Annotated in this window: 12 protein-coding genes; 3 read left to right on the top strand and 9 right to left on the bottom strand. The window is 60.1% G+C overall.

What is annotated here, in order from left to right:
- Position 1: 1 nt before the first annotated feature.
- The 9 genes from IPK17_RS25755 to IPK17_RS25715 form a co-directional block, all read right to left on the bottom strand.
- Positions 2 to 1105, bottom strand: a complete 1104-nt coding sequence (locus IPK17_RS25755; protein WP_343420558.1) for an FtsW/RodA/SpoVE family cell cycle protein — start codon at positions 1103 to 1105, stop codon at positions 2 to 4.
- Between the two features lie 73 nt (positions 1106 to 1178).
- Positions 1179 to 1496 (bottom strand): cell division topological specificity factor MinE, encoded by a 318-nt coding sequence (minE, locus tag IPK17_RS25750; protein WP_343420557.1) that lies wholly within the window; start codon positions 1494 to 1496, stop codon positions 1179 to 1181.
- A 2-nt stretch (positions 1497 to 1498) separates the two neighbouring features.
- Positions 1499 to 2296 (bottom strand): septum site-determining protein MinD, encoded by a 798-nt coding sequence (gene minD, locus IPK17_RS25745; protein WP_343420556.1) that lies wholly within the window; start codon positions 2294 to 2296, stop codon positions 1499 to 1501.
- A gap of 23 nt (positions 2297 to 2319) precedes the next feature.
- Positions 2320 to 3003: a septum site-determining protein MinC gene (gene minC, locus IPK17_RS25740; RefSeq protein ID WP_343420555.1), complete on the bottom strand. Its 684-nt coding sequence runs from the start codon at positions 3001 to 3003 to the stop codon at positions 2320 to 2322.
- Positions 3004 to 3061: 58 nt separating this feature from the next.
- The gene (locus IPK17_RS25735; protein WP_343420554.1) at positions 3062 to 4207 is read right to left on the bottom strand and encodes a hypothetical protein; all 1146 of its coding nucleotides are present in this window, start codon (positions 4205 to 4207) and stop codon (positions 3062 to 3064) included.
- Positions 4204 to 6492: a penicillin-binding protein 2 gene (locus IPK17_RS25730; RefSeq protein WP_343420553.1), complete on the bottom strand. Its 2289-nt coding sequence runs from the start codon at positions 6490 to 6492 to the stop codon at positions 4204 to 4206. The genes IPK17_RS25735 and IPK17_RS25730 overlap by 4 nt, the downstream gene beginning before the upstream one ends.
- Before the next feature lie 13 nt (positions 6493 to 6505).
- A complete protein-coding gene (mreD, locus tag IPK17_RS25725; RefSeq protein ID WP_343420552.1) occupies positions 6506 to 7003 on the bottom strand; it encodes a rod shape-determining protein MreD in 498 nt (165 codons plus the stop codon).
- A complete protein-coding gene (gene mreC / locus IPK17_RS25720) occupies positions 7000 to 7866 on the bottom strand; it encodes a rod shape-determining protein MreC (RefSeq protein ID WP_343420551.1) in 867 nt (288 codons plus the stop codon). Before mreC ends, mreD begins: the two co-directional genes overlap by 4 nt.
- 12 nt (positions 7867 to 7878) lie before the next feature.
- Positions 7879 to 8940, bottom strand: a complete 1062-nt coding sequence (locus tag IPK17_RS25715) for a rod shape-determining protein (RefSeq protein WP_343420550.1) — start codon at positions 8938 to 8940, stop codon at positions 7879 to 7881.
- Positions 8941 to 9016: 76 nt separating this feature from the next.
- Between IPK17_RS25715 and tilS the strand changes: the two genes are divergently transcribed.
- The 3 genes from tilS to IPK17_RS25700 all read left to right on the top strand — a co-directional run bounded on the left by tilS (position 9017) and on the right by IPK17_RS25700 (position 13086).
- Entirely contained in the window at positions 9017 to 10456 is a 1440-nt protein-coding gene (gene tilS / locus IPK17_RS25710; RefSeq protein WP_502749044.1) for a tRNA lysidine(34) synthetase TilS, read from the top strand.
- A 119-nt stretch (positions 10457 to 10575) separates the two neighbouring features.
- The gene (locus IPK17_RS25705) at positions 10576 to 11433 is read left to right on the top strand and encodes a response regulator transcription factor (protein ID WP_343420548.1); all 858 of its coding nucleotides are present in this window, start codon (positions 10576 to 10578) and stop codon (positions 11431 to 11433) included.
- Positions 11434 to 13086 carry a glycoside hydrolase family 3 protein gene (locus IPK17_RS25700; RefSeq protein WP_343420547.1) on the top strand — a complete coding sequence of 551 codons (1653 nt, stop codon included), beginning with the start codon at positions 11434 to 11436 and terminating at the stop codon, positions 13084 to 13086.
- Positions 13087 to 13089 lie beyond the last annotated feature (3 nt).

Genomic DNA, 13089 nt, shown 5'->3' with positions numbered 1-13089 from the left:
ACTAGATGCGGCGGCGGCGCATAATGACGCTCTGCGCCAGTCCAATGCCCGCTAAGGTCGATAACAGTGACGTGCCGCCGGAACTGATGAAGGGCAGCGTTAACCCGGTCACGGGCATCAATGTGAGGTTCATGCCGATGGAAACCATCGTCTGGAAGAAGATGAAGGTGGCGACCCCATAACAGACGAGGCTGCCGAACGGATCAGGGGCTAACCGCGCGCCGCGCAGAATGCGGAAGATGACGAATCCGATCAGCCCCATGACGGTGACGCCGCCGACAAAGCCGAATTCCTCCGCGATCACCGCGAAGATGAAGTCGGTGTGGCGCACCCGCAGGAAACGCCCGGTGTTTTGCGGGCCTTGAGCGTAACCTTTGCCGAGCAGCCCCCCGGAACCAATGGTGATACGCGCTTGTAAGATGTTGTAATAAGCGTCGCGGTCGCTCTCTGGGAACAGGAACGAGGTGATGCGCTGGCGCTGGTAACCTTCCATCTGCGACCAGACCACGGGGATAGTGACCGGCGCGCTGATCGCCACGATCAGCAGAAAGGTGGCGATATGCTTGAGCCGCAAACCAGACGCCCACACCATCACGATCCACATCACGGCGAATACGATGGTCATGCCGAGGTCGGGCTGAATGAAGATCAGGGCGGTGGGGATGCCGATGTGAATGCCGGACTTGATGATGGTGCTCAGCTCGCCCATCTTCTCCCAATTTCGCGCGAGGAACATGCCCAGTGTGATGATGATGAGCACTTTGGCGATTTCTGAGGGCTGAATGCGGATGCCGATGTTGAGCCAGCTCTGCGCGCCGCCGTCACCTTCGACGCCGAAGAACTGCACCAGCAACAGCAGCACGATCATGAAGATGTACAGCCACTGGTGCAGACCGCCAAGCAGGCGATAGTCGAGCGTTGCCAGACCGAAGAGCACCAGCAAGCCGAGAATTGAAAAACGAATTTGATCGGGGACGCGATTGATGAGATCGGGGTCAATTGCGCCAAGAGTGGCGCTGCGGATCATCAAAATCCCGAAGACGGTCAGAATGATGGTTGCGCCGAGCAGCAGCCAGTCGAACTGACGCCAACTTCCCTGTGTCATGAAGCTGAGTCCAGACTATCTCCAACACTCCCCGCATTATAGAGGAGGAGCAGAGCATAGGGAAGGTTGGCGCTTAGAGATCGTCGTCGGTGAGGTCTAAATCGTCCTTTTCGACCCCTTCGTTGGTTTTCAAAAACGGGATTTCGGCGATGAGCAGGCTGTTGCGGTCCCGCTGCTGGAGGGCGATGTCGACGTGATCGTTGTCTATGGATACATATTTGGAGATGACAGCGAGGATCTCTTGCTTCATGGCGTCAAGCTTTTCAGGGGGCAGGTGGATGCGGTCATGGATCAGGACGAATTGCAGCCGCTCCTTGGCCATGTTGCCGCTTTTTTTGCTGCCGGGCGGAGTACTACGACCGAAAACTCGGTCAAATAAACTCGGCATCATCGTTACCCCCCTGCAAATAGACGCGCAATGCGTTTGAACAGTCCTTTGGACTCGGTCAAGGGCGTTAACGGGACATCTTCACCCATCAGCCGCCGGGCAATATTGCGGAAGGCCTCACCCGCCTTCGAATTATCATTCAGCGTAACCGGATTGCCGCTGTTTGACGATGGGATAACCATCTCATCTTCCGGCACGATGCCGATCAACTTGATCGCGAGCAAGTCGGTCACATCTTCCGGCGAGAGCATCTCGCCTTTGCGGATCATGTCCTGCTTGGCACGGTTGAGGATGAGCTGACCCGGGCCTTTGTTTTCGGCTTCCAGCAGACCGATGACGCGGTCAGCGTCGCGCACTGCCGAAACTTCCGGGTTGGTGACGATGAGTACCTCGTCGGCAGGGGCAACGGCGTTGCGGAAACCGCGTTCGATCCCAGCCGGGGAGTCGATCAGGATGAAATCGAACTCAGCGCGCAGCGTGTCGGTTAACTGTACCATGTCGGCGGGGCTGACCGCTGTCTTATCGCGCGTTTGCGCCGCGGGGATCAGGTACAGTTCGGGGAAGCTTTTATGCTTGATCATCGCCTGCCGCGGTTTGCAGCGGCCTTCGACCACATCGACGAGATCATACACAATGCGATTTTCCAGACCCATCACAATATCAAGGTTGCGCAGACCGATGTCCGCATCGATCATGACGACTTTCTTGTTCAACCTAGCCAGCGCAACGCCAATATTAGCGGTCGTGGTCGTTTTGCCGACGCCGCCCTTACCGGATGTGATGGTGACGACTTTGCCTCCCATGCGAACTTTTTCCTCTCGGTGTGTTAACCCCACGTGACAACCACAATCTGGCGGTCGCGAATGGATGCGATTTCAGGTTTCGGCTTGTGCCGTTTGTCTTTCGGCGGGATGCTGATGAGCCCCGCGATGCGAATTTGAGTCGGCGTCATGTCGAGCGCGCAGATGACCGCTGTTTCATCGCCTTCCGATCCCGCGTGGACGTTGCCGCGCAACCGGCCCCACACGATGACGTCACCCGCGGCGATAATCTCCGCGCCGGGGTTCACATCACCGTAGACGACGACATGTCCGTCGCTGTGGACGGTGCGCCCGGAGCGCAGCGTGCGGCGAATCATGACGCCGATGGTGCCGTCTTCTTCCGGGTTAAATGGGATGGCGTCCGGGTTTTCCGCTCCGGCGTTGGTCGTGATCAGATGGGCGCGCAGATCCAGCGCACTCGCGGCCTCGATCGATGTGGCGCTGTCGCTTTGCAGCGACCATAAGCTGATGTTGCGCCGTTCCAGCATCGCTTTGAGTGAACTGAGTTCGTCCTTGCGGACGGGACGCGCTCCCACGTCGAGCGTGACGCGCGCACCGCTGTAGAAGCTGCTTTGTTGATCGATGCGCGCCGCGAGGTCTTTGACAATAATCTGCCAATCCTCACTCTCGCTCACCGTGACGAGCAAGCCATCTTTCACACCCTTGATTGCTACTGTTTGCTCGCTCATGCGTCCCCGTTGCGACAGAGTTTCAAGATGAATGATAATACGATTTTGAAATTTTGCGCTAGATCGCGCCAACAATCCGTAACAACATGAACAGCGGCAGCAGCGTGAAGGCCGCCGCCGCGAACCAATTCGCCCGTGGTTGGTTCGTGAACCGGCTTTTGGTCAGCCACTGACCGAAGGTATAGACCGCGTAGGTCATCCATACGATTTGCACCATGAGCAGCGGCAGCATCAGCACCGGGCGGTCTTCGCCGAAATAACTGAGGCCAAACAGCGCATAGCTGCCAAAAGCAATCATCGTCACGACGCCGACGAACGGGTACCAGCGGGCAAAGCGCGCGAGCCCCAGAATGCCGAGCGCCAGCCCCGCCCAGGTGAACTGCTGAATGATGAGCTCTGACAGGCCGATCCAGCGCAGCGGTTCGCGCCAGCCATCCGCCACGAGGAAGGGGATGTGTCGCGCGCCGCTGTACACGATACGATCCGTCGTCAGGTTCCAGAAATAATCGGAATAGTAGGTGTTGATGATGCCCGTCACGCCGAAGATGACCAGCGCCAGCAGCGCAATCCAGAACACGGGCGCGAGCCGCTGCTTGGCGAGAAAGAAACCGAGCGCCGCCGCCGGGATCAGGAGCGTAAAGAGTGGATCGTTGAGGACGCCGAGCACCAGCAGCAGCAGCAGCCCGTAGCTGTGCTGCGGGCCGAACGTTCCCGGCAGCGGCGCGTCGGCGCGTGGGTTGCTGACGAGCAAGCCGTCGATTAGGAGAAAGAGCGACCACGCAGTGAGGAGCGTTGTCAGACGCAGTGACCGCGGCGTGCCGATGACCGAGAGGAACAGCGCCACGAACACCACGACGATAATCCCAATCCCGATCAATGGTTTGTGGCTGAAGCGCACAGCGATCACGCCAACAAGGGTCACCGCAACCAGCGCGGCCACAACTTCGAGCGCATTTAGGCTTTCCGCGCCGCCCGTTTGAATCCAGAACGAGGGGCTGAGCGCGAGCGCCAGCCCACCGATGACTGAGAGGGCTGGCCCCATGGAACGGAGCGCCAGCGCCATTCCCATGACGGCTAACGCCATGCCGGACGCGCGAATGAGCGGCGTCTGCCCGACGATCAGGAACACCAACCATGCCAGAAACGCAGCACTGAGCGCGGGCAGCCAGTCACGCAGCGATGGCAGGTGCGAGCGGTCGATCATGGAGTCTCCGGTATGGTGATTTCGGTGGGAGCGCCGCCTTCACGTTCATTCTGCAGGCGGAAATAGGCTTCCATCGTTTCGACGACAATTGGGAGGGCGACGGCCGAACCTTCGCCACCGTTATAGACAAATCCGATGATCAGGATCTCCGGGTTTTCATACGGTGCGTAGGCGGTGAACCAGGCGTGCGCTGGCCAGTTCCCCGGTCGACACAGACCGAGCGGGCGGGCGATTTCATCACAGTATTCGGCGGTGCCCGTCTTGCCCGCGACCATCACGTAGGGCAGGTTAGCGGTCTGCGCTGTGCCGTTGGTCACGGTGAAGCGCATGCCTTGCTGCACGATGCTGAAGTTTTCCGTCGTCACAAACGGTGGTCGGTAGCGGGCGTCAAAGCGGATGGGCGCGCAAAAACTGTCCGCGAAGTCATAGTTATCCGGCACGTTGACGATGTATTCGCGCCAGTCTGTCTCTAGTTCATCCTGAGCGACATTCACCTGTCCCGTATAGGTGGCGGGGTTGCAGCGAATGGGGTTGTAGAACTCGCTGTCCGGTTCACAGGTGCAGGCGAGGCTTTCCTCGCCGCGCATGATCATGTCTTCGACCAGCAGCAGTGTCACCGGCTGGTCGGGCGGTAGGTTGTCGATGTTGACAGTGCGGATGACTTCCGGCTCGAACGAATCCACGACTTCGCCGTCCGCATTGAACGTGTCGCGAATAATGGACGGACGGTAGAGCGTGCCGCCGTTGGCAATGGTCGCGACCGCGCTGGCAAGCTGGAGCGGCGTCACATTGATGTAACCCTGACCGAAGGCGGCGTTATAGGTGTCGCCCGTTGACCAGTTTTCGCCGTACAAGCGCCGCTTCCAGTCTTGATCCGGCATACGCCCGGCGTTCTCAAACGGCAGTTCGATGCCGAGCTTTGAGCCAATACCCATCGCCGTGGCATAGCGGAAGAGGTCGTTGATGCCGAGACCGCCGTCACGGAGCACCGCCGTCGAGTATTCCGGGTTGCCGCCGCCCACCTGATAGAAATACACGTCGCAGCTCTGGGCAATCGCGCCAATCATGTCGAGGTTGCCATGACCCGTACGCAACCAACACACAAAACGCTGGGCGGCGGCGCGGTCATTCGGCGCATAGCGGTTGGGCAGCAGGAGGTCGCCGGGATCGTTGAGGAACGTGCTGGGGTCGATCACGTCTTCCTGCAGCACGCCAAGCGCTGTGATCAGCTTCCACACGGAACCGGGCGGGTAGAGCGACTGCGTCGAGTGATTGACGAGCGGCGTGAGCGGGTCGGCGGCGACGTCGAGGTAATACTCCACGTCGATGTTACGGGCGAAGCGGGAATTGTCGTAGCTAGGGTAGCTGACCAGCGCGAGCACCTCACCCGTCTGCGGGTTCATGGCGATGACCACGCCCGTCTCGCTGACGATTTGCCCACGTTCAGCATTCAGCGCGGCGATCCGATTGCGCAGCGCCGTTTCGGCGGCTTGCTGCAGTTCTGAGTCGAGCGTCAGGCGCAGGCTGACGCCGGGCTGCGGCGGGACGTTCACGAGTGGGTCGCCGATGGGCTGGCCGACCACGTCGACTTCTCGCACGATGCGACCGCGCGTCCCGGCGAGCAGCTCTTCGAGATAAGCTTCTAAGCCCGCGTAGCCGATGCGGTCATAGGCGGGGTTGTAGCCCTGTTCCAGCAGTTCCAGTTCCTGTTCGGCGGGAATACGACCCATGTAGCCGATGATCTGCGCGGTGAGTTCGCCACTGGGGTACTCACGCACGGAGGCCGCTTCGACAGCCACGCCGGGCAGGCGGTAACTCTCTTCAAGAATTTGCATGGCGACGCGCTGACCCACATCCTGCGCGATCACGACGGGGCTGTACGGGCGGAAGCCTTCGCCTTCGGCGACTAGCTCTTCGATACTCCGCACATCCTGACCGCTGGCGATAGCGATGGCGCGCGTGGGCGGCACGCCCGTCAGCGCCGAGAGGCGGTTGTAGATGCGCAGGACTTCGTCTTCGTTGGCCGGCACGCTCGCCGGGATGATGGTCACGTTATAGGCAGGCACATTGACGGCCAGCGGTACATCATTGCGGTCGCGGATGACGCCGCGCGGCGCGGAGACGGGTAGTTCGCTCAAACGGTTTTCGTTGACCGCGGCCTGCGCGTCATCGTGTTCCGAGACTTGCAGTTGATACATGCGCACGCCGAACAAAACAAACACGGCGAAAACCATGCCTTGAAAAAAGGTCAGCCGCCAGCCTTGAAAAGGAGTCGGTCTTTGCATGGTGGACTCTCCACTAAGGACTCACGCGCCCTTCGCGTCGGGGTCGCAGCTTGCGCGACAGCCAGAACACGGGAAGCGCGAAGATCAGATTATAGGCGATGGTCGGGGCGACGACGTAGATCGAGTATTCGAAAAGGTTGATGCCAAAGCCTGAAAGAATCATGACGAAGGCGAACACCAGCTTATGCAGCATGGTTCCGCCGACCAGCAGCGCGACCACCAGCGGCAAGCTGATATTGACGAATTGGCGGCGCAGCGCATCGATAGCGAAGACAATCAGCAGCAAGCCGATCACCGATGTCCCGGTCGGCGCGGCAGAGAGCAGGTCGACGGCGATGCCTCCGGCAAACGCCCAGATCACGCCCGTTTCGAGCGGTGAATTGATCGCCCATGATAGGAAGAACAGAAACGCCAGATCCGGCGTGCCGCCGAAGATGCGGATCTGCGGGATGAAGGTCGCTTGCAGCACAGCGGCTAGAAAAACGATCGGGAGAGCGGCGTAATTGCTCAATTGCCCGTGCTTTCCTCAAACACCGAGAGGTCGGTCGGCTGGAAGTTGGTGACCACCAGCACGAATTCCAGCGTGTCGAAGTTGATCAGGCTGCGCACCTGCGCTTCCTGATACAGGCCACGTTCGGAGGGGCGCACGCTCGTCACCTGCCCGATCACGATATCGGGCGGGAAGTTACCGCCGAGCCCGGACGTCAGCACCAGATCGCCTTCGCGGACGGGCGCGTCCAGCCGGATCAGTTCCATGATGAGATTGCCCGACGCCAGACCAACGACGGAGCCTTCGACGCGGTTGGTCTGCATGCGCGCGCTGACGCGGCTGGTCGTTTCGGTGATGAGCATTACGCGCGCGGCGTTGGCGCTCACTTGAATAATCCGCCCGACCAAGCCCTGACCGGTCACGACGGGCATACCGACCGCGATGCCGTCACGCGTGCCGCGGTTGATGGCAATGGTACGCAGCCCGCCGCCCACATCCACACCGATCACATCGGCGGTCAGCGTTTCCTGATTCTGCGCGGTGTTGCGGTAATCGAGCAGGTTGGCAAGGCGACCGTAGTCACTCACAATTTCGCGCGCTTCGACCAGTTCCGTTTGATAGAGGGCGAGCGCTTCTTCGAGGTCGGCGATGCGCTGCTGGAGCGTTTGCACGTCACCAAAGCGGTTGATGTTGTCGGTGATCGCCAGTGCCGCCCGGTTGAACAGGCCCGAAACGGCGTTGAGCGGTGCGGAGACCAAGTCTTCCAGTGGGGAGAGGAGGCCGGTCTGACTGGCGATGATCAAGCCAACGGCGATGATCAGGGAGACGATCAGGAAAACGGATCGGTTCGAGCGCCAGCCACGGCGAAAATTGGTGCTGTTCATCTAGCCGCCTCGTTAGTGGCGCGTGCTCCCGCGCTCCAAACCGACCAGCAGCCGGCGCAGATTGTTGTAGTCTTCGAGGATGCGACCAGCGCCGCGCGCGACGCACGTCAGCGGGTCATCTGCGACCCAGCAGCGAATGTTGACTTCTTCCTGCATACGGTCGGAGAGGCCGCGCAGCAGACCGCCGCCGCCCGCCAGACAAATGCCGCTCTCCATCAGGTCGCCGACGAGTTCCGGCGGCGTATCGTCGAGCGCATCTTTGACCGTATCGACGATGATGCCGACGGAGCCAGAAATCGCATCGCGAATTTCAATCGAGCTGACTTCGACGACAGTCGGCAGCCCGGTCACCAGATGAATGCCCTTGACCGGACGAATATCTTCGCGGGGGAGGGGATAGGCCGAGCCAAGTTCCAGCTTCAGACGTTCCGCGGTAGGTTCGCCGATGAGCAGATTGTGTTTCTTGCGCATATACTGAACGATGTCTTCGTCCATCTCGTCGCCCGCCACGCGAATCGAGCGGCTGATGACGATGCCGCCGAGCGAGAACACGGCGACTTCGGTCGTGCCGCCGCCGATATCCACGACCATGCTGCCGCGTGTTTCCTGCACGGGTAAGCCCGCGCCGATGGCCGCTGCGACCGGTTCTTCGATCAAATGCACTTCACGCGCACCCGCGCTCACCGCCGCATCATAGACCGCGCGTTTTTCCACTTCGGTGACACCACTGGGGATGCCGACCACCACGCGCGGACGCGGGATGGGAACCCAACTTTGCTCGTGCGCTTTACCGATGAGATGATGAAGCATGGCTTCGGTCACCTCAAACTGGTCGATGACGCCGTCGCGGATGGGGCGCACAATCATGATGTTTTTCGGGTTCTTATTCCACATCTCTTTGGCACGCGCGCCGACTTCGATCGGGCGCTGGGTTTTGCGATCGATGGCGACGAAGGACGGCTCGTTGATCACAATGCCCTTGCCGCGGACACTGACGAGGGTATTGGCGGTTCCTAAATCAATGCCGATGTCGAGAGAGAATAAGCCGAAGAAGTAATCTAACGGACTCAGCACAAAGTTGATCTCCTAGCGGCATAACCAACGCGGCATTATAACATGAGCGTGAGCCATTACAAAGCACGGGTGAAAGATGGACCTTCACACAAGTGTATTCCAGCTTATACAGCGCCATGCGTTAATCCCCTCAGGCTCGAGCGTGGTGGTCGCAGTGTCAGGCGGGTCAGATTCGCTGGTGCTGCTGCACATTCTGCTGGCGCTGCAAGACCGACTTGAGTGCAAGCTGCATGCCGCGACGCTCGATCACGGCTTGCGCGGGCAGGCAGGCGCGGACGATGCCGCCTATGTTGAAGCGGTGTGCGCGGCGTGGGGTGTCCCCTGGACCCGCGAGCACCGCAGCGTGCAGGAAGTAATGCGGGCTGAGCAATGCGGGGTTGAGGAAGCGGCGCGCAGCGTGCGTTATCAATTCCTACAGGATACTGCCGCAGCTGTCGGGGCGGATCGCGTCGCAGTGGGTCACCACGCCGATGATCAGGCCGAGACGATGCTGCTGCACCTGCTGCGCGGGGCGGGCCTGAATGGTTTAGGTGGCATGGAATTGAGCGGTCGGTTGCCCGCGCAAGGGAGAGAACTACCGCTGATTCGTCCCCTGCTGCACGTGACCCGCGCCGAGATCGAAGCGTACTGCCTCGAAAATAATCTTCAGCCGCGCCACGACGCCACGAACGACGACACCGACTACACGCGCAATCGCATCCGCCATGAAGTGCTGCCTGTTCTGCGCACGGTCAACCCTGCAGTCAACCGAGCGCTGATTCGCTTGGGCGAAATCGCGCGACTGGAGGAGGACTTCGTCGATGGTGAGTTCCGGCGGTTGGTCGAGGCGCAGGTGCGCCATGAGGTGAAATATGAGACCACCAGCGACGGGCGGCGCGACCGACTGGAACGCTATCTGCTGTCCAAGGCGCTGTTTCGCGGCCTGCACGAAGCGCTGATGCGGCGCTACATGCTCTGGATCTTATGGAAAGGCGACGCGATTGACCCGACCTACGATCAAGTGACGCGCATGGTCAACTTGGCGCGCTTTGGCGAAGTCGGCGCGCGCCTGCCCATTGACCAGACGCGCCAGCTCCGTATCGACTATGAGGACATTGTCATCGAAGATAATTCAGCGCTGTGGAATCCGCCGCTGCTGCCGAAGCCGGAGATAATTATTCAGAGTCCCGGTAGTATTGATTTATATGAGGATTGGCGTATTCATGCTTTCCTCGTGCTTCCTGAAGTTTACAATGCGCGTCTGGTGATCCGTGAGGGCGCGGATGTTCGTTTACGTGTGCGCCAACCCGGCGACCGCTGGGCACCGCTCGGCCTCGGTGGGCACACGCAAAAGCTCTCCGAATGGCTGATTGACCATAAAGTACCACAGGCCGTGCGGGATCGGCTGCCGCTCCTCACCATCGACGGGGAAATTGCGGCCATTTTACGGGGTCGGCAGTGGCCGATCAGCGAGAATTTTGCCGTCAAACCAGAGAGTTCACGGGTGGTTTACTTCTGGTTAGAACATCTCCGTTAATTTTCAGAAAAAATTGGGTAAGTGATTCACTATTGGAAGTTGCAAAATTGCGACGATCTGGCTATCCTTGAGAAAAGATAAACGTTATGCCCTCACCCTAATTGCTAGGCTGAAAGTCAATGACAGACAACGGATTAGAATCGGCAAGCATTTTGGTCGTCGACGATGAAGCGGCGCTCCGTTATTCAGTGAGCAAGACTCTCCAGCGGGTCGGCTACAGCGTCCGTGAAGCCTCCAATGGTGAGGACGCGCTCGACATCATCCGGGGCGAAATGTTCGACGTGGTGTTGACGGACATTCGCATGCCTCCGGGTCTGGACGGTGTCGAACTGGTGCGGCGCATCAAGGATACTGACCCGGACACAGTGGTCATCCTCATGACGGCCTATCCCAGCCTCAACACGGCGGTCGAAGCACTCCGCTTGGGCGCGCACGACTACCTGATCAAGCCGAGTTCGAGCGTGGATATTCGCGCCAGTGTGCAGCGGGGCATCGAACGCGCGCGCAGCCTCAAGCGCCGCCGCGCCCTGCTGGATCTCATTCGGAGCAATGTGGCGGAACTGAGCCGCGCGGCTGAAGAGACGGTGGTCACTGTGCGCGAAGGCGTCATGGTGGAAGAGCACCAGCTCGTCCCGGATGGCATGGGCGAAATTCCGCTCGGCAGCGTGATGACGCTCGGCCCGCTGACCATCTACCCCGGTCGCTATGAGATTTCCGTCGAAGAGCACCGCATCGACCTTACGCCGACTGAGTTTGATCTGCTGCTGTATCTGGCGGCGCATCGTGGCCGCGTGGTGTCGTGCCATGAACTCGTGCGCGAAGTGCGGGGCTATGCGGTCGATGAGGCCGAAGCCCGCGAAGTGATTCGCCCGCACGTCAGCAACCTGCGGCGTAAGCTGAAGGCGGCGGGTCAGGACGAAGACCTGATCGTCAACGTGCGCGGCATCGGTTACCGGTTGAGTGAACAGGTTGACTAGTTGAAGCAACGCTTCTTCCTTGTAGTTTTCATCATCGTCATCATCTCAGGGGCAACGCAAGCGCAGTTGCCCCTGATTGATCGTATGACCCTCGAACAAAAAGTCGCGCAGATGTTCATGGTCACGCTGCATGGCAGCGTGCTCACCGAGGATGGCGCGGCCTTCTTGGAACGGTATCAGCCGGGGTTGGTCGTGTTGTTCACGTCGAATGCTGGGACGCCCGACGCCGTAACGCGGCTGACCAACAGCTACCAGCAGACTATCACGGGGGCGGGCGGCGTGCCGCTGCTCATCGCCGTCGATCAAGAGGGCGGCGTGGTGACGCGTCTCCCAGATGGCTTCACTATGTTCCCCACGCCCATGCTGATCGGTGCGGCGGGCGCAGAGATGGCCTTTGAGACGGGCTTAGCCGCCGCTGAAGAGCTTGCCGCCGTGGGCATCAACATGAACCTCGCGCCTGTCGCCGATCTCGAAACCAACCCTGACAATCCGATCATCACGCGGCGTTCTTTTGGCAGCGATCCTACGCTCGTGGGCGAGGCCGTATCCGCCTATGTGCAGGGCGCACAGTCGATCAATGTGCTGTCGACGGTTAAGCATTTCCCCGGCCACGGTGACACCAGCGAAGACTCGCATGGGACGCTGCCCGTGCTCAACCTGTCGCGGGAAACGCTGGAAACGCGCGAACTTGTGCCGTTTCAAATGGCAGTTGACGCGGGGGTAGCGGCGGTAATGGTGGCGCACATCGACTTTACGGCGCTGGATGATGTACCAAACCTGCCGGCTTCGCTGTCACCGGACATCATCACCGGGCTGCTGCGCGAGGATATGGGCTTCGACGGCCTGATCATGACCGATGCCATGGACATGAATGCGGTCGATCTGTACTACAACTTCTATGATGCGGTGGTGATGGCGGTCAATGCGGGCGTGGATGTGGTGTCGATGGGGCCGGGCATCGGCCTGCCAATTGCCGAGCAGGCGATTCAGCGTGTGGTAGCGGAAGTGAACGCCGGGAACATTCCCGAAAGCCGCATCGACGAGTCGGTCGAGCGCATTCTGGCGACGAAAGAGCGCTTCAATGTGCTGAACTGGCAGCCCCTCGACCCGGCAACGGTTGATGAACGCATGAACCTCGCCGCGCATGGCGACGTGTTTGATCGGCTGTATCAGGCCGGGGCGACTGTCGCCTATGACCGGAACAACCTTGTGCCGGTGCCCGCCGACAAAAGCGTCGCCGTGATCTTCCTCGCCACGCGCTACCAGATTCAGCAGGAATGCGCGCAGTATCGCAGTGATATTCGCTGGGTGGGTGTGGCCGACAACCCCGATCAAGAGCAGATCGGCTGGGCGGTTGGGGCGGCGGCGCTCTCTGATGTGGTGATCGTGTTTACGCAGGACGCGATCCGCAATTTAGAGCAGCAGGCGCTGGTCAATGCGCTCCCGCCCGAGAAGACGGTTGCCGTTGCCATCTGGTCGCCCTATGACTGGCAAACTTTTCCGCAGGTTTCTGCGTATATGGCGACGTACACACCTGCTCGACCCGCTGTGCCGGCGGCGTGCGCCATTTTGTTCGGCGCGCAGTCCGCGACCGGACGCCTCGCGCTTACGCTGGGGCCGGATCTGCTCGCCGGAAGCCACGACGTACCGTAGCTC

Source organism: Candidatus Flexifilum breve (assembly GCF_016713355.1).
This window is presented reverse-complemented; position numbering and strand designations above follow the sequence as displayed.

Bases quoted from the DNA above. Each gene is read 5' to 3' on its own strand.
- IPK17_RS25755 (WP_343420558.1), bottom strand. From the start codon at position 1,105: ATGACACAGGGAAGTTGGCGTCAGTTCGACTGGCTGCTGCTCGGCGCA.
- minE (WP_343420557.1), bottom strand. From the start codon at position 1,496: ATGATGCCGAGTTTATTTGACCGAGTTTTCGGTCGTAGTACTCCGCCC.
- minD (WP_343420556.1), bottom strand. From the start codon at position 2,296: ATGGGAGGCAAAGTCGTCACCATCACATCCGGTAAGGGCGGCGTCGGC.
- minC (WP_343420555.1), bottom strand. From the start codon at position 3,003: ATGAGCGAGCAAACAGTAGCAATCAAGGGTGTGAAAGATGGCTTGCTC.
- IPK17_RS25735 (WP_343420554.1), bottom strand. From the start codon at position 4,207: ATGATCGACCGCTCGCACCTGCCATCGCTGCGTGACTGGCTGCCCGCG.
- IPK17_RS25730 (WP_343420553.1), bottom strand. From the start codon at position 6,492: ATGCAAAGACCGACTCCTTTTCAAGGCTGGCGGCTGACCTTTTTTCAA.
- mreC (WP_343420551.1), bottom strand. From the start codon at position 7,866: ATGAACAGCACCAATTTTCGCCGTGGCTGGCGCTCGAACCGATCCGTT.
- tilS (WP_502749044.1), top strand. From the start codon at position 9,017: ATGGACCTTCACACAAGTGTATTCCAGCTTATACAGCGCCATGCGTTA.
- IPK17_RS25705 (WP_343420548.1), top strand. From the start codon at position 10,576: ATGACAGACAACGGATTAGAATCGGCAAGCATTTTGGTCGTCGACGAT.